Below are 16,769 nucleotides of genomic sequence, written 5' to 3' on the forward strand. Positions count from 1 at the left end.
AATGAAAATCAAAGAGCAAACTAGGAAGCTAGCCGCAGGCTGCTCAAAACACTGTTTTGAGGTTGCAGATAGAGCTGACGTGGTTTGAAGAGATTTTCGAAGAGTATGAGGACAGCAAAAAGACTGCACGGTTGATGCAGCCTTTTCTTTTTATTTGAGATAGCGTTGAAGAAATTCTTTTGTACGGTCTTCTTTAGGATTGGTGAAGAGGTCTTCTGGTTTGCCTTCTTCAGCGATTACACCCTTATCCATAAAGATAACACGGTGAGAGACATCACGGGCGAATTCCATTTCGTGGGTTACGACAATCATAGTCAAGCCTTCCTGAGCCAGATCTTGCATGATTTTGAGGACTTCTCCAACCATTTCTGGATCGAGAGCTGATGTTGGTTCATCAAAGAGAATAGCGTCCGGATTCATTGAAAGGGCACGAGCGATGGCCACACGTTGTTTTTGACCACCTGAGAGTTGTTTTGGTTTCGCTTGCCAGTAGCGTTCTCCCATGCCGACTTTTTCCAAGTTTTCTTTGGCAATCTTTTCAGCTTCTGTACGTTCGCGTTTAAGGACAGTCGTCTGAGCGACGATTGTATTTTCAAGAACGTTGAGATTTTCAAAGAGGTTAAAGGATTGGAACACCATTCCCAACTTTTCACGGTATTGCGTGAGGTCATAGCCTTTTTCGAGGACGTTTTGTCCATGATAAAGGATTTGTCCATCAGTTGGCGTTTCAAGTAGGTTAATAGAGCGTAGGAAGGTTGATTTTCCGCTTCCAGAGCTTCCGATGATAGAGATGACCTCTCCCTTGTGGACAGTGAGAGAAATGTCTTTTAGCACTTCGTTTTGTCCATAGGATTTTTTGAGGTGTTTAATTTCAAGGATTGCTTGTGTCATTATTTCAAATCCTCCGTTTGCATTTGGTTAGCACCTGTAGTATAGGTATCCATGTCCATGCGGCGTTCGATGAAGCGTAGGATACGTGTTACGGTGAAGGTGAGGACAAAGTAAATCACGGCGATGATTGTAAATGTCTGGAAGTATTGATAGGTTTGCGTCGCCACGGTATTTCCTGAGAAATAAAGTTCGACAACAGAGATAACGTTCAATACAGATGTATCTTTGATATTGATGACAAATTCATTACCAGTTGCTGGTAGGATATTGCGGACTACCTGAGGTAGGACAATCTTACGCATGGTTTGGTTATGAGTCATACCAAGAGCAGTCGCAGCTTCAAATTGTCCCTTGTCAACTGCTAGGATACCACCACGGACGATTTCAGTCATGTAGGCACCGGTATTGATTGAAACGATGAAGATAGCAGCTAGTGTACGGTCAAGGTTGATACCGAAAGCTTGGGCAGTTCCATAGTAGATAACCATCGATTGAACAATCATTGGTGTGCCACGGAAAATTTCAATGTAGACGTTGAGGATCCAGCCAACTAGTTTTTGTAGGCCGTAAATGACTTTGTTTTCAGAGAGAGGAGCAGTACGGAAAACACCAATGGCAAGACCGATAATGAGACCTATGATGGTTCCGACGATAGAGATTAAAAGAGTGATACCAGCACCACGCAAGAGTTGTTGCCAGTTTTCAGAAAGAATTTTAGCAACTTGGCTAAAGAAACTACTACTAGTCTCTTCAGTTGTTGTAGCTTCGGCAGGTTGTTCCTTGATCATACGATCCATCAAGGCAACTTGGTCGTCTTTTGAAATGGTTTCAATGCTGGCATTGATTTGGCTAATACGATTGTCATCTTTACGAAGCCCAATGGCGATAGCTGTATCTTCTTCCCCAGTCTTGAAACCTGGTTCTACTTGGACCATCTTAAACTTAGAGTTCGCAGCTTCAGCGGTCAGTGCTTCTGGGCGTTCAGAAACATAGGCATCGATGACACCAGCCTCAAGAGCTTGGCGCATTTGAGCGAAGTCTCCCATGGCAGTTTCTTTTTTAGCACCTGAGATTTGTGCAATCAAGTCGTAGAGGTAGACACCTTGTTGAGAAGTGATTTTCGCACCATTAAAGTCATCCAAAGATTTTGCGTTTGCATAAGTAGAATCTTTTTTGACAAGCAAAACTGGTTCGCTAGTGTAGTAACTGCTCGAAAAGGCAATTTCTTGTTTGCGCTCAGCAGTAGGACTCATACCTGCGATAATCATGTCAATCTTACCAGAAGTAAGGGCAGGGACTAGACCTTCCCACTTGGTTTTAACAACCAAAGGTTCTTTACCTAAGTCCTTAGCGATTTTCTTGGCGATTTGAACATCGTATCCGTTAGCATACTGGTTAGTCCCATCGATTTTGACAGCTCCGTTGCTATCATCATCCTGAGTCCAGTTAAAGGGAGCATATGCCGCTTCCATCCCGATGCGTAAATATTCATCGGCTTGAGCAACATTGACAAGTCCTAGCATCAGCAAGAGACTTGTGAAAATAGATAAGTATATTTTTCTCATGATTTCTCCTATTTCTAATCTATTAAAAAATAACTGTCTCCTATTTTATCGAAAAAAACTCTATTTTTCAATATAGGTAAGCCCTTACTTATGAAAAAATGATATAATGATAGCAAAGATAAAAAGGGGGCTTGTTTGATGAAAAAAACTTTTTTCTTACTGTTGTTAGGCTTGTTTTGCCTTCTGCCACTCTCTGTTTTTGCCATTGATTTCAAGATAAACTCCTACCAAGGGGATTTGTATATTCATGCAGACAATACGGCAGAATTTAGACAAAAGATAGTTTATCAGTTTGAGGAGGACTTTAAGGGCCAAATCGTGGGACTTGGACGTGCTGGCAAGATGCCTAGCGGATTTGACATAGATTCTCATCCAAAGGTTCAGGCTGCGAAAAACGGTGCTGAACTAGCAGATGTTACTAGCGAAGTGATAGAAGGAGCAGATGGTTATACTGTTAAAGTTTATAATCCAGGTCAAGATGGCGACACAGTTGAAGTTGACCTTATCTGGAACTTAAAGAATTTGCTTTTCCTTTATGATGACATCGCTGAATTAAATTGGCAACCTTTAACAGATAGTTCAGGGACTATTGGAAAGTTTGAATTTCATGTAAGGGGAGACATGGGGGCAGAAAAACTCTTTTTCCATACAGGGAAACTTTTTAGAGAGGGAACGATTGAAAAGAGTAACCTTGATTATACTATCCGTTTAGACAATCTTCCACCTAAGCGTGGAGTTGAATTGCATGCCTACTGGCCTCGGACCGATTTTGCTAATGCTAGGGATCAGGGATTGAAAGGGAATCGTTTAGAAGAGTTTAATAAGATAGAAGACTCGATTGTTAAAGAAAAAGAGCAAAGTAAACAACTCGTTACGTGGGTGTTTCCTTCGATACTTTCCATCTCCTTGTTATTGAGTATTTGCTTTTATTTTATTTATAGAAGAAAGACCACTCCTTCCGTCAAATATGCCAAAAATCATCGTATCTATGAACCACCAATGGAATTAGAGCCTATGGTTTTATCAGAAGCAGTCTATTCGACCTCCTTGGAGGAAGTGAGTCCTCTAACAAAAGGAGCAGGTAAATTTACCTTTGATCAACTTATTCAAGCTACCTTGCTAGATGTGATAGACCGTGGAAATGTCTCTATCATTTCAGAAGGAGATGCAGTTGGTTTGAGGCTAGTAAAAGAAGATGGTTTGTCAAGCTTTGAGAAAGACTGTCTAAATCTGGCTTTTTCAGGCAAAAAAGAAGAAACTCTTTCCAATTTGTTTGCGGATTACAAGGTATCTGATAGTCTTTATCGTAGAGCAAAAGTCTCTGATGAAAAACGGATTCAAGCAAGAGGGCTTCAACTCAAATCTTCTTTTGAAGAAGTATTGAAAGAGATGCAAGAAGGAGTGAGAAATCGGGTTACTATCTGGGGGCTCCCAGATTATTATCGTCCTTTAACTGGTGGGGAAAAGGCCTTGCAAGTGGGTATGGGTGCCTTGACTATCCTGCCCCTATTTATCGGATTTGGTTTGTTCTTGTACAGTTTGGATGTTTATGGCTATCTTTACCTCCCCTTGCCAATACTTGGTTTTCTAGGTTTGGTTTTGGCTGTTTTCTATTATTGGAAGCTTCGATTAGATAATCGTGATGGTGTCCTAAATGAAGCAGGAGCAGAAGTCTACTATCTCTGGACCAGTTTTGAAAATATGTTGCGGGAGATTGCACGATTGGATCAGGCTGAACTGGAAAGTATTGTGGTCTGGAATCGCCTCTTGGTCTATGCGACCTTATTTGGCTATGCGGACAAGGTTAGTCATTTGATGAAGGTCCATCAGATTCAAGTGGAAAATCCAGATATCAATCTCTATGTAGCTTATGGCTGGCATAGTATGTTTTATCATTCAAGCGCGCAAATGAGCCATTATGCTAGTGTCGCAAATACAGCAAGTACCTACTCCGTATCTTCTGGAAGTGGAAGTTCTGGCGGTGGTTTCTCTGGAGGCGGAGGTGGTGGAAGTATCGGTGCCTTTTAAAGAGAACTGCCATAGACTGAAAAAATATGCTATAATGGAAGATAGAAAAAGGAGTAATCTATGTATCTTATTGAAATTTTAAAATCTATCTTCTTCGGGATTGTTGAAGGAATTACGGAATGGTTGCCGATTTCCAGTACAGGTCACTTGATTTTAGCAGAGGAATTTATCCAATACCAAAATCAGAATGAATCCTTTATGTCCATGTTTAATGTCGTGATTCAGCTTGGTGCTATTTTAGCAGTCATGGTCATTTACTTTAACAAGCTCAATCCATTCAAACCGACTAAGGATAAGCAGGAAGTTCGTAAGACTTGGAGACTATGGTTGAAGGTCTTGATTGCTACTTTGCCTTTACTTGCTGTCTTTAAATTTGATGATTGGTTTGATACTCACTTCCATAATATGGTTTCAGTTGCTCTTATGTTGATTATCTATGGGATTGCCTTTATCTATTTGGAAAAGCGCAATAAAGCGCGTGCTATCGAGCCAAGTGTAACAGAGTTGGACAAGCTTCCTTATACGACCGCTTTCTATATCGGACTCTTCCAAGTTCTTGCCCTTTTACCAGGGACTAGCCGTTCAGGTGCAACGATTGTAGGTGGTTTGTTAAATGGAACCAGTCGTTCTGTTGTGACAGAATTTACCTTCTATCTTGGAATTCCTGTTATGTTCGGAGCCAGTGCCTTAAAGATTTTCAAATTTATAAAAGCAGGACAGCTCTTGAGCTTTGGGCAATTATTCTTGCTCTTGGTTGCGATGGGAGTAGCTTTTGCAGTTAGTATGGTGGCTATTCGTTTCTTGACCAGTTATGTGAAAAAACACGACTTTACCCTTTTTGGTAAATACCGTATCGTGCTTGGTAGTGTTTTGCTACTTTACAGTTTTGTCCGTTTATTTGTATAAGAAAAACCTTGAAGGGTCCAGGCTCTTCAAGGTTTTAAAATCCAGTCAAGGTAATCCCCAATAGGCGGACACCTCTTTCTTTCTCGCTTAATTCTTCATAGAGTTGCAGGGCTATTTGGCCTATCTGACTAGCATCCTGTGTTTTTTGAGAAAGACTTTTTCGTTTAGTAAGAGTTGAAAAGTCCTCGTAGCGGATTTTCAGAATGACAATTTTTCCAGATTTTTCTTGTTGATTGAGATTGAGAGCGACTCGTTCTGATAGGAGAGTCAGCTCTTTTTTGATGTCTTCCTCGGCACGGAGAATCTTCCCGTAGGTTTTCTCCTTCCCGATTGATTTACGGATGCGATTGGATTTGACGGGGGAATTGTGAATACCACGAGCCTTTCGATACAGGTCATAGCCCAGTCTGCCAAAACGGTCTATTAGGGTCGCTTCAGGAACTTCAAGTAGATCAGCGCCAGTAAAAATGCCCATTTGATGAAGACGTTCCACCGTCTTTTTTCCTACTCCATGAAACTTGGAAATATCCATTTGTTTTAGAAAATCCTCAGCTTGGTCAGGTAGAATCACTGTCATACCATGTGGTTTTTGATAATCACTGGCCATTTTAGCTAAGAATTTGTTGTAGGAAACACCGGCAGAAGCAGTTAGATGAAGTTCTTGCCAGATATCCTCTTGAATGAGGCGAGCGATTTTGACCGCTGACTTAATCCCGAGTTTATTTTCTGTTACATCCAAATAGGCTTCGTCAATGCTCATGGGTTCAATCAAATCTGTATAGCGCTTAAAAATAGCTCGAATCTGGAGGCCCACAGACTTATATTTCTCATAATTTCCTGATATAAAGACGGCCTGGGGACATCGTTCATAAGCTTCCTTGGAACTCATAGCAGAATGGACACCAAAAGCTCGCGCCTCATAGCTACAGGTAGAAACGACTCCCCGCCCACCTGTTTGCCGAGGGTCACTTCCGATAATGACAGGTTTTCCTCTTAGTTTAGGATTATCCCTGATTTCTACCGCAGCAAAAAAGGCATCCATGTCAATATGGATGATTTTTCTTGACAAATCATTTAACAAAGGAAAAATCAACATGCATAGCTCCTTTTACTGCTTATTTTCTTTTATTATACCCTTTTTTCTGAAAAAAAGAAAAAAGGGTATAATTTTTTCAAAAATATAATACAGTTTAGAGAAAAATATAGACTGTTTTAGAAAAGAAAGTGTAAAAATAGGGATTTATCACTTGTTGAAAACGATTACTGTATGGTATACTTGTCTCATGAATGTAACAGATGGTTGTTACTAGAAAGAAAAAAGAGGACATTAACATGGTTGTTAAGACAGTTGTTGAAGCACAAGATATTTTTGACAAAGCTTGGGAAGGCTTCAAAGGAGTAGATTGGAAAGAAAAAGCAAGTGTATCACGCTTCGTACAAGCTAACTACACACCTTACGATGGAGACGAAAGCTTCCTTGCTGGACCAACAGAACGTTCACTTCACATCAAAAAAATTGTAGAAGAAACTAAGGCTCACTACGAAGAAACTCGTTTCCCAATGGACACTCGTCCAACATCTATCGCTGACATCCCAGCAGGATTTATCGATAAAGAAAACGAAGTTATCTTTGGTATCCAAAATGATGAACTCTTCAAATTGAACTTCATGCCAAAAGGTGGTATCCGTATGGCTGAAACTACTTTGAAAGAAAATGGATACGAACCAGACCCAGCTGTTCACGAAATCTTCACTAAATATGTAACAACAGTTAACGACGGTATTTTCCGTGCCTACACTTCAAATATCCGTCGCGCTCGTCACGCACACACTGTAACTGGTCTTCCAGATGCATACTCACGCGGACGTATCATCGGTGTTTACGCACGTCTTGCTCTTTACGGTGCAGACTACTTGATGCAAGAAAAAGTAAACGACTGGAATGCAATCGAAGAAATCGATGAAGAAACAATCCGTCTTCGTGAAGAAATCAATCTTCAATACCAAGCATTGCAACAAGTTGTTCGCTTGGGTGACCTTTACGGAGTTGATGTTCGCAAACCAGCGATGAACGTTAAAGAAGCAATCCAATGGGTTAACATCGCCTTCATGGCTGTCTGCCGTGTTATCAACGGTGCTGCTACATCTCTAGGACGTGTGCCAATTGTACTTGACATCTTTGCAGAACGTGACCTTGCTCGTGGTACATTTACTGAATCAGAAATCCAAGAATTTGTTGATGATTTCGTTATGAAACTTCGTACAGTTAAATTTGCTCGTACAAAAGCTTACGACCAATTGTACTCAGGTGACCCAACTTTCATCACAACTTCTATGGCTGGTATGGGTAACGACGGTCGTCACCGTGTTACTAAGATGGACTACCGTTTCTTGAATACTCTTGACAATATCGGTAACTCTCCAGAACCAAACTTGACAGTTCTTTGGACTGACAAATTGCCATACAACTTCCGTCGCTACTGTATGCACATGAGCCACAAACACTCTTCTATCCAATACGAAGGTGTAACAACAATGGCTAAAGACGGATATGGTGAAATGAGCTGTATCTCATGCTGTGTGTCTCCACTTGACCCAGAAAATGAAGAACAACGCCACAACATCCAGTACTTCGGTGCGCGTGTAAACGTATTGAAAGCCCTTCTTACTGGTTTGAACGGTGGTTATGACGATGTTCACAAAGACTACAAAGTATTTGACATCGAACCAATTCGTGACGAAGTTCTTGAATTTGAATCAGTTAAAGAAAACTTTGAAAAATCTCTTGACTGGTTGACTGACACTTACGTAGATGCTTTGAACATCATCCACTACATGACTGATAAGTACAACTACGAAGCTGTTCAAATGGCCTTCTTGCCAACTAAACAACGTGCAAACATGGGATTCGGTATCTGTGGATTTGCTAACACTGTTGATACATTGTCAGCTATCAAGTACGCTACAGTTAAACCAATTCGTGACGAAAATGGCTACATCTACGATTACGAAACAATCGGTGAATACCCACGTTGGGGTGAAGATGACCCACGTTCAAACGAATTGGCAGAATGGTTGATCGAAGCTTACACAACTCGTCTACGTAGCCACAAACTTTACAAAGACGCTGAAGCTACAGTATCACTTTTGACAATCACATCTAACGTTGCTTACTCTAAACAAACTGGTAACTCACCAGTCCACAAAGGTGTATACCTCAACGAAGATGGTTCTGTGAACTTGTCTAAACTTGAATTCTTCTCACCAGGTGCTAACCCATCTAACAAAGCTAAAGGTGGATGGTTGCAAAACTTGAACTCACTTTCTAGCCTTGACTTTAGTTATGCAGCTGACGGTATCTCATTGACTACACAAGTATCACCTCGCGCTCTTGGTAAGACCCGTGACGAACAAGTTGATAACTTGGTAACAATCCTTGATGGTTACTTCGAAAACGGTGGACAACACGTCAACTTGAACGTTATGGACTTGAACGATGTTTACGAAAAGATCATGTCAGGTGAAGACGTTATCGTACGTATCTCTGGATACTGTGTAAACACTAAATACCTCACTCCAGAACAAAAAGCTGAGTTAACTCAACGTGTCTTCCACGAAGTTCTTTCAATGGATGATGCCTTGGATGCATTGAGCTAATCAAGTTCTTGAATAATGAAATAAGTAACCCTCGGTCAGTCGACTGAGGGTTGTTTTTTGGACTCTTATACTCTGACAAAATCTCTTCAAATCACGCTAGTTTTATCGGCTGACTTAAAGCAGTGTTTTGAAAACTCTATGGCTTGCTTCCTAGTTTGTTCTTTGATTTTCATTGAGTATTAAATATTTTAAGTCATTTTATGAAGTGTCTCGCTTGGTTTAAAAAGAGTTGGTTGAGTTGAGAAGGTGGTCTGAAATAAAAACACCACACTTTGTTAGATACAAGGTGTGGTTGTATTTTATCTCTTAGACCAAGTTCTCTTCATAAAGAGAAGGAGGATTGGGTAAATCTCTAAGCGGCCTGCAATCATTGCAAAGGAGAGGAGAATTTTTGAGATAGGACTAAAGATTGCGAAGCTAGAAGTGGTTCCTAGAATAGGACCGATATTATTGAAACAGCTAAAGACAGCGCTGGTAACGACCAGGAAATCATTGCTGTCTAGACTGACAATAAAGATAAGTGATAACAAAATCATAGCATAGATGACAAAGTACTTGAGAATTTTATGCTGGGTATCTTTGTCAATCACAGTTTTATTAACATGGAGGGTCAAAACACGGTGGGGCGATAGGATTGACAAAATTTGATTTTTGGCAATTTTTGAAAGGATAAGGCCTCGAATAACCTTGAGTCCACCTGCGGTTGAACCAGCAGAACCACCGATTCCCATGAGGAAGAGGAGGATAAACTGGGAGAAGAGGGGCCAGTTGGTAATGTCTCCATATCCAAAACCAGTCGTTGTAATGATATTGGAAACCTGGAAGAAGGCCATTTCAAAACTCTTAGAAAATCCTGGGTAGAGATAGAGGGTATTGAGGCTGATCAAGCCTGTAGAAATTAGAACGATGACCAAGTAGGCACGAAGTTCTTCATCTCCAAAGAAGGCTTTGACGCGACGGAGCATGAGGTAGTAGTAGAGATTGAAATTTACCCCAAAAACCAGAACTCCGATACTAACTAGATAGGTAATCAGTGAGCTCCCATAGTGGGCAATTCCGTCGTTATAGACGGTAAATCCCCCGGTACCTGCAGTCCCCATAGCGATAACAAAACTATCGTAGAGAGGCATACCGGCTAGATAGTAGATAATCACAAAAAGGGAAAAGAGGGCTAGATAAAGGAGATATAGAATCTGAGCGGTGTTTTTTAGCTTGGATACAACCTTGCCAAATACAGGGCCAGGAACCTCAGCCTTCATTACCTCTAGGTGGCTGTTTTTGGCATTATCCATAATAGCAAGTGCAAAAACAAGCACTCCCATCCCTCCAATCAAATGGGTAAAACTTCGCCAGAAGAGGAGGGAGCGACTGAGAACTGAAACATCGTTTAGAATAGTTGCTCCAGTAGTTGTAAAGCCAGAACTAATCTCAAAAAAGGCATCGATAAGGCTGGGAATTTGCCCAGCAAAAACAAAGGGGAGCCCCCCAAAGAAAGACCAAAGAATCCAACAGAGGGCAACAATCAAGATTCCCTCCTTAGCATAAATCCGTTGATTTTTTGGTTTTTGTAAAATTCCTGAACCACCTAGTAATACGAGAATCCCAATTGTCGTAAAGAGGGCTGTAAAGACTTGACTCGACTCACGGTAATAGACAGCAATCGCAACAGGAACCAAGAGAAGAACAGCTTCAATCAAAAGTAACTTTGAAAGGAGGTAACGAATCATACTTTTATTCATTTCTTACCTCGCAATCAAATCATAAATCTTGGTGATGTTTGGCAATAAGGTTATTACTAGGAGCTTATCTCCAACTTCCAGCATATCCTCTCCAGTAGGGAAAATAGTCTTTCCTTTTCGAATGATGGCTGCGATAAGAACCCCTTTTTTTAGTTTTAGTTGAGAAAGAGGTTTGGCAGTCATTTTATTGGCTTCTTTGATATGGAATTGCAGGGTTTCGATTTGACCATTTGCTAGATGGTGCATGGCTTGAAGATCTGAATACTGGGCATTAACCCGGCCTCTAATAAAGTGCATGATTGTATCTACAGCGATGATTTTAGGTGTGATGATACTTGAAAAATCAGGCGCATGGATAATTTCAAGGAGGCTAGTTCTGTTAACCTTGCTAATATTTTTTTGCACTCCGATACTATCAAGGAACATAGAGGTAATAATATTCTCTTCGTCAACTCCTGTTAGGGTTGCTACTGCATCATAGTTTTGAGCACTTTCTTCTAGTAAGATATCTTTTGCGGTACCATCTCCTTGGACAATATAGAGATTAGGGAATTTCTCACTGAAGAAACGTGCCCTTTCAGAGTTAATCTCGATGACTTTGGTATCGATACGACTGTCTTTGAGAATACCTAGTAGATAATAGGCAATTCTTCCAGCCCCGACGATGAGAAGGCTCTTCACAGCACGAGATTTGAAATAATTATGGAAGAGCATCATATCAACACGGTTACCAGTGACAAAGATTCTATCTTTATCCTGTATAGTCATGTCACCACTTGGGATGATAATTTGATGATCCCTCTCTATTGCACAGACAATGACATTGCCAAATTTTTTCCGAAAATCAGAAATGGGCATTTGGCAAAGACAGCTAGTGGATTTGACGACAAATTCCATGAGGCTAACGCGTCCACCAGCAAAGCGTTCGACAGAGAGGGCGTTGGGGAAGTCAATGATATTGGCGATAGCGCGGGCAGCCAAGAGCTCAGGGTTAACGATAAGGGAAAAACCGAGAATATTCTTTTCTTTGAAATAAGAGTTAGAATATTCAGGATTACGCACCCGAACGATAGTCTCTTTAGCCCCCATTTTCTTGGCTAGAACGGCTGCAATCATGTTTACTTCATCGTATTCAGTCAGGGCGATAAAGATGTCACAATCTTGGACGCTGGCTTGCTCAAGGATGGTAAAATCAGCCCCGTTACCAAGGATACCTATGATATCAAAGCGATTGACAATATGATTGAGGACGGCTTCGTCTTGCTCAATCAGTAAAACATCGTGCTTTTCTGCAACCAAGGAGCGACAGAGGGCAAAACCAACTTTTCCCCCTCCGACAAGGATAATTTTCATAATAAAACCTACTTTTTCATGATGTAACTATCATACCTTTTTTCAAGAAAAAATGCACCTACTAGCTAATAACCAGAGCTTTTAGTAGGAAATTTGCTATAAGGTAAAACTATACCCTAAGCAATTAAAATAGCTATTAGCACCTTTCTCTGAAATATGGTATGATAAAGGATATACAAGGAGATAAAATGAATAATAATTTGTTGGTACTACAATCAGACTTTGGTCTGGTTGATGGTGCTGTATCTGCTATGATTGGAGTGGCTTTAGAAGAGTCTCCAACCTTAAAAATTCATCATTTGACGCATGATATCACGCCTTATAATATTTTTGAGGGGAGCTATCGTCTCTTTCAGACGGTGGATTACTGGCCTGAGGGAACGACTTTTGTATCGGTGGTCGATCCAGGTGTTGGCTCGAAACGTAAGAGTGTGGTTGCCAAGACTGCAAAAAATCAATACATTGTCACGCCAGATAATGGAACTCTTTCCTTTATCAAGAAACACGTTGGTATTGTAGCCATTCGTGAAATTTCTGAGGTAGCCAATAGACGTCAAAACACAGAGCATTCTTATACCTTCCACGGTCGTGATGTTTATGCTTATACTGGAGCTAAACTGGCAAGTGGTCACATTACATTTGAGGAAGTGGGACCAGAGCTCAGTGTGGATCAGATTGTGGAGCTTCAAGTCGTAGAGACCATCATTGAAGACAATTTAGTGAAGGGAGCTATTGATATTCTGGATGTGCGTTTCGGCTCGCTTTGGACCTCTATCACACGAGAAGAGTTTTATAAACTGGAACCAGAATTTGGTGACCGTTTTGAAGTGACTATCTATCACGCTGATATGCTGGTCTATCAAAATCAGGTTGTCTATGGCAAGTCATTTGCAGATGTGAGAATTGGGCAACCAATCCTTTACATTAACTCTCTCTATCGTTTAGGTCTGGCTATCAATCAAGGTTCCTTTGCCAAGGCCTACAATGTGGGTGTCGGTTCATCTTGGACCATTGAAATAAAGAAAATAGAATCATAAAATAGGAGAATATAGATGAAAAATCAATCAATTAAACAAGTTGTTGCTATCGGTGTTGGAGCTGCGCTCTTTGTCGTCATCGGGATGATCAACATTCCGACCCCTGTTCCAAATACAAGCATCCAGCTTCAGTATGCGGTACAAGCGCTACTTTCTATTATTTTTGGACCGATTATCGGTTTGCTTGTCGGGTTGATTGGTCATGCAATCAAGGACTCTCTTGCTGGTTACGGTCTGTGGTGGACTTGGATTATTGCTAGTGGGCTCTTTGGTCTAGCTGTGGGACTATTTAGAAAGTACGTTCGCGTGAGCAATGGTGTTTTTGAATGGAAGGATATTGTCATTTTTAACCTCATTCAACTACTTGCAAATGCTCTTGTTTGGGGTGTCTTGGCACCACTTGGAGATGTTGTGATTTATCAAGAAGCGGCAGAAAAAGTATTTGCCCAAGGAATTGTTGCGGGAATTGCTAATGGTGTATCTGTAGCTATTGCAGGAACTCTTCTCTTGCTTGCCTATGCAGGAACTCAAACTCGTGCAGGAAGTTTGAAAAAGGACTAATACTCTTCGAAAATCTCTTCAAACTACGTCAGCTCTATCTGCAACCTCAAAACAGTGTTTTGAGCAACTTGTGGCTAGCTTTCTGGTTTGCTCTTTGATTTTCATTGAGTATAAAATGATGGGGAAGGCTGGGCAACCAGTCTTTTTCGATGTTTATAGATTAGTTAGGCAAGTAAGCTAGGATAGGAATCTTTTTGGCGCTAAGATTTTAAGAGAAGAGACTGCAAGAAGGGGTAGATTTATGATAAAATAGAAGTCTAATACTCTGCGAAAATCTCTTCAAACCGCGTCAGCTCTATCTGCAACCTCAAAACAGTGTTTTGAGCAACCTACGGCTAGCTTCCTGGTTTGCTCTTTGATTTTCATTGAGTAGAAGAAGCGAATGAAGAGAGTAAGATGAAAGAAGCTATAATTGAGTGGAAGGATTTCTCTTTCCGGTATGAAACACAACAAGAACCGACCTTGCAAGGGGTAGACTTGACTATTTACAAGGGGGAGAAAGTCTTAATTGTTGGGCCATCTGGGTCAGGTAAGTCTACCTTGGGTCAGTGTTTGAATGGGATTATTCCCAATATTTACAAGGGTCAGATGTCTGGAGAATTTTTGATCAAGGGGCAAGCGGCCTTTGATATGAGTATCTATGACAAATCTCATCTGGTTAGCACAGTTTTACAGGATACAGATGGGCAGTTTATCGGTCTGTCTGTGGCAGAAGATTTGGCTTTTGCTCTGGAAAATGATGTGACAGCCCTAGATGAGATGAAAAGTCGTGTTTATAAATGGGCTGAAAAGCTGGACCTTCTTTCTCTACTGCCGCAGCGTCCTCAGGATTTGTCAGGTGGACAAAAGCAGCGGGTTAGTCTAGCTGGTGTCTTGATTGATGAGAGTCCGATTCTCTTGTTTGATGAACCACTCGCCAATCTGGATCCCAAGTCAGGTCAGGATATTATCGAATTGATTGACCAGATTCATAAGGAAGAGGGGACGACGACACTTATTATTGAGCACCGTTTGGAGGACGTTCTGCATCGTCCTGTGGATCGGATTGTCTTGATAAACGATGGCCGTATCCTCTTTAATGGGAGTCCTGATCAGTTATTGGCGACTGACCTGTTGACCCAAAATGGAATTCGCGAACCCCTTTATCTAACTACTTTACGTCAATTAGATGTGGATTTAGCTAAGGAAGAACAATTAGCAAATTTGGATAACTTGTCTATCTCAAAAGGCCAGGTTCAGTTGCAGAATGAATTGGCAAAAGAAACCCCAGAATTGCAGTCACTCTTTAAATTAGAGGACGTGTCTTTTTCTTATGATGATAGACCGATTTTAAAATCCCTACATTTGGATATTAAAAAGGGTGAAAAGATTGCCATTGTCGGAAAAAATGGAGCAGGGAAGTCAACTCTAGCCAAGGCTCTAAGTGCTTTTATTCAGACTGAAGGGCGCTATCTTTGGGAAGGACAGGATATAAAAGACGATTCTGTTGCAGAGCGGGCGGAACGAGTAGGCTATGTGCTGCAAAATCCTAATCAAATGATTTCAACCAATATGATTTTTGATGAGGTGGCTCTAGGGCTCCGTTTGCGAGGTGTAGACGAGCAGGAAATTGAAACGAGAGTCTATGAAACTTTGAAAATCTGTGGTCTCTATGAATTCCGTAATTGGCCTATTTCTGCCCTGTCATTTGGTCAGAAAAAACGTGTCACCATTGCTTCAATTTTGGTCTTAGGGGCTGAAATTATCCTCTTAGATGAACCGACAGCAGGTCAAGACCAGAAGAACTATACTGAGATTATGGAATTTCTCGAAGAGTTGCATCAAAAAGGTCATACCATTGTCATGATTACTCATGATATGCAATTGATGCTAGATTATTCAGACCGAGCCCTTGTCATGGTGGATGGGGAATTGATTGCCGATACTGATCCAGCTAGTCTGTTGAGCAATCCTGAGCTGTTAGTAAAAGCCAACCTAAAAGAAACTTCAATCTTCAACTTAGCTAAGAAATTAGATGTTGATCCACTTGATTTGACGGCATTTTACAAAGAAAGGAGAGAAGGATGCAAGCAAAATTAATCGGTTACCGTCATAGAGATACTGTGATTCATCGCTTGTCAGGAGCTGGGAAACTTCTCTTTTTCATCCTTGTATCATTGGCGGCCATGATTAGCTATGATACCAGACTGCTTGTTCTGATTGCCATCTTTTCGGTTTTTCTCCTCTATTTGTCAGAAATCCGCTTTAAAGATGTTTCCTTTGTAGCCGTTTTTGCGACGGTATTTGCCGTTTTAAACGTCTTGATGGTCTATCTCTTTTCTCCCGAGTATGGGGTTGGACTTTACGGAGAGAGGAGTGTAATTTGGCAGGGAATCGGTGCCTACACTCTGACCAGCCAAGAGCTCTTTTATCTGCTAAATCTGGCCATTAAGTACCTTTGCACTATTCCTCTGGCTATTATCTTTTTGATGACAACCCATCCTAGTCAGTTTGCTTCCAGTTTAAATCAAATCGGTGTGTCCTATAAGATTGCCTATTCTGTCAGTCTGACCTTGCGCTATATTCCAGATTTGCAGGAAGAATTCTTTACTATCAAGATGTCTCAGGAGGCGCGTGGGATGGAATTATCCAAGAAAGCTTCTCTTATGCAACGAATCAAAGGCAATTTGCGCATTATTACTCCCTTGATTTTTAGCTCGCTAGAACGCATTGATACCATCGCGACCGCCATGGAGCTTCGCCGCTTTGGAAAAGAGAAAAAACGCACTTGGTATAGTTATCAGGCCTTGAAAAAAGGAGACTATATTACCTTGCTCTTGGCAGCCTTGTTTTTAGTAGCTAGTTTACTACTTATTTTGCAGAATCAGGGACGATTTTACAATCCTTGGAAATAGCTTGAAAAAATTGAAAAAATCAAGTCGTTTCTATTGACAATGATTCTGAAAGTGTTATACTAAGAAAGTAGTTTCGCTGATTTACTTCAAACCTGTTGTGAGGTAAGTTAACGATGCCTTAACCACGCTGTTTGCTGA

12 protein-coding genes are annotated in these 16,769 nt (G+C 41.0%); 7 read left to right on the top strand and 5 right to left on the bottom strand.

All coding sequences use genetic code 11. The annotated features are described in order from the left end of the window. Nucleotides 1-150: 150 nt before the first annotated feature. Nucleotides 151-891 (bottom strand): amino acid ABC transporter ATP-binding protein, encoded by a 741-nt coding sequence (locus HMPREF1048_RS09405; RefSeq protein ID WP_000189477.1) that lies wholly within the window; start codon nt 889-891, stop codon nt 151-153. Then, entirely contained in the window at nt 891-2,456 is a 1,566-nt protein-coding gene (locus tag HMPREF1048_RS09410) for an ABC transporter substrate-binding protein/permease (protein ID WP_001227317.1), read from the bottom strand. The genes HMPREF1048_RS09405 and HMPREF1048_RS09410 overlap by 1 nt, the downstream gene beginning before the upstream one ends. A 138-nt stretch (nt 2,457-2,594) precedes the next feature. Between HMPREF1048_RS09410 and HMPREF1048_RS09415 the strand changes: the two genes are divergently transcribed. Together HMPREF1048_RS09415 and HMPREF1048_RS09420 are read left to right on the top strand one after the other, a co-directional pair. After that, complete coding sequence (locus HMPREF1048_RS09415) at nt 2,595-4,484, top strand: DUF2207 domain-containing protein (RefSeq protein ID WP_000750617.1); 1,890 nt, start codon at nt 2,595-2,597, stop codon at nt 4,482-4,484. Nucleotides 4,485-4,544: 60 nt separating this feature from the next. After that, nucleotides 4,545-5,390, top strand: coding sequence for an undecaprenyl-diphosphate phosphatase (locus tag HMPREF1048_RS09420; protein WP_000280782.1), 846 nt, complete (start codon nt 4,545-4,547; stop codon nt 5,388-5,390). Between the two features lie 34 nt (nt 5,391-5,424). Here the strand turns inward: HMPREF1048_RS09420 and dinB are convergent, their stop codons facing one another. Continuing rightward, the gene (dinB, locus tag HMPREF1048_RS09425; protein WP_000904585.1) at nt 5,425-6,486 is read right to left on the bottom strand and encodes a DNA polymerase IV; all 1,062 of its coding nucleotides are present in this window, start codon (nt 6,484-6,486) and stop codon (nt 5,425-5,427) included. 236 nt (nt 6,487-6,722) lie between these two features. On the opposite strand from dinB, the gene pflB reads away from it, so the two are divergent. Next, nucleotides 6,723-9,047, top strand: a complete 2,325-nt coding sequence (pflB, locus tag HMPREF1048_RS09430; RefSeq protein WP_000260629.1) for a formate C-acetyltransferase — start codon at nt 6,723-6,725, stop codon at nt 9,045-9,047. 299 nt (nt 9,048-9,346) lie between these two features. Here pflB and HMPREF1048_RS09435 read toward each other — a convergent pair whose 3' ends face one another. Beyond that, nucleotides 9,347-10,786 (bottom strand): TrkH family potassium uptake protein, encoded by a 1,440-nt coding sequence (locus HMPREF1048_RS09435; RefSeq protein ID WP_004245273.1) that lies wholly within the window; start codon nt 10,784-10,786, stop codon nt 9,347-9,349. A 3-nt stretch (nt 10,787-10,789) separates the two neighbouring features. Then, nucleotides 10,790-12,139: a Trk system potassium transporter TrkA gene (trkA, locus tag HMPREF1048_RS09440; RefSeq protein WP_000691675.1), complete on the bottom strand. Its 1,350-nt coding sequence runs from the start codon at nt 12,137-12,139 to the stop codon at nt 10,790-10,792. 188 nt (nt 12,140-12,327) lie between these two features. Here trkA and HMPREF1048_RS09445 point away from each other — a divergent pair, with 188 nt between their 5' ends. From HMPREF1048_RS09445 to HMPREF1048_RS09460, 4 genes are all read left to right on the top strand, one after another. Beyond that, the gene (locus HMPREF1048_RS09445; protein ID WP_001063598.1) at nt 12,328-13,176 is read left to right on the top strand and encodes an SAM hydrolase/SAM-dependent halogenase family protein; all 849 of its coding nucleotides are present in this window, start codon (nt 12,328-12,330) and stop codon (nt 13,174-13,176) included. Between the two features lie 15 nt (nt 13,177-13,191). Then, entirely contained in the window at nt 13,192-13,737 is a 546-nt protein-coding gene (locus HMPREF1048_RS09450) for an ECF-type riboflavin transporter substrate-binding protein (RefSeq protein ID WP_000795921.1), read from the top strand. A 396-nt stretch (nt 13,738-14,133) separates the two neighbouring features. Then, on the top strand, nt 14,134-15,816 hold the full coding sequence (locus HMPREF1048_RS09455; protein WP_000656558.1) for an ABC transporter ATP-binding protein: 1,683 nt from the start codon (nt 14,134-14,136) through the stop codon (nt 15,814-15,816). Continuing rightward, entirely contained in the window at nt 15,801-16,631 is an 831-nt protein-coding gene (locus HMPREF1048_RS09460; RefSeq protein ID WP_001148111.1) for an energy-coupling factor transporter transmembrane component T family protein, read from the top strand. The genes HMPREF1048_RS09455 and HMPREF1048_RS09460 overlap by 16 nt, the downstream gene beginning before the upstream one ends. Nucleotides 16,632-16,769 lie beyond the last annotated feature (138 nt).

Origin of the sequence: Streptococcus mitis SK575 (assembly GCF_000257865.1) — a bacterium.
GTDB lineage: Bacteria > Bacillota > Bacilli > Lactobacillales > Streptococcaceae > Streptococcus > Streptococcus mitis_CQ.

Coding starts and splice junctions, on each gene's coding strand:
- HMPREF1048_RS09405 (WP_000189477.1), bottom strand. CDS start 891: ATGACACAAGCAATCCTTGAAATTAAACACCTCAAAAAATCCTATGGA.
- HMPREF1048_RS09410 (WP_001227317.1), bottom strand. CDS start 2,456: ATGAGAAAAATATACTTATCTATTTTCACAAGTCTCTTGCTGATGCTA.
- HMPREF1048_RS09415 (WP_000750617.1), top strand. CDS start 2,595: ATGAAAAAAACTTTTTTCTTACTGTTGTTAGGCTTGTTTTGCCTTCTG.
- HMPREF1048_RS09420 (WP_000280782.1), top strand. CDS start 4,545: ATGTATCTTATTGAAATTTTAAAATCTATCTTCTTCGGGATTGTTGAA.
- dinB (WP_000904585.1), bottom strand. CDS start 6,486: ATGTTGATTTTTCCTTTGTTAAATGATTTGTCAAGAAAAATCATCCAT.
- pflB (WP_000260629.1), top strand. CDS start 6,723: ATGGTTGTTAAGACAGTTGTTGAAGCACAAGATATTTTTGACAAAGCT.
- HMPREF1048_RS09435 (WP_004245273.1), bottom strand. CDS start 10,786: ATGAATAAAAGTATGATTCGTTACCTCCTTTCAAAGTTACTTTTGATT.
- trkA (WP_000691675.1), bottom strand. CDS start 12,139: ATGAAAATTATCCTTGTCGGAGGGGGAAAAGTTGGTTTTGCCCTCTGT.
- HMPREF1048_RS09445 (WP_001063598.1), top strand. CDS start 12,328: ATGAATAATAATTTGTTGGTACTACAATCAGACTTTGGTCTGGTTGAT.
- HMPREF1048_RS09450 (WP_000795921.1), top strand. CDS start 13,192: ATGAAAAATCAATCAATTAAACAAGTTGTTGCTATCGGTGTTGGAGCT.
- HMPREF1048_RS09455 (WP_000656558.1), top strand. CDS start 14,134: ATGAAAGAAGCTATAATTGAGTGGAAGGATTTCTCTTTCCGGTATGAA.
- HMPREF1048_RS09460 (WP_001148111.1), top strand. CDS start 15,801: ATGCAAGCAAAATTAATCGGTTACCGTCATAGAGATACTGTGATTCAT.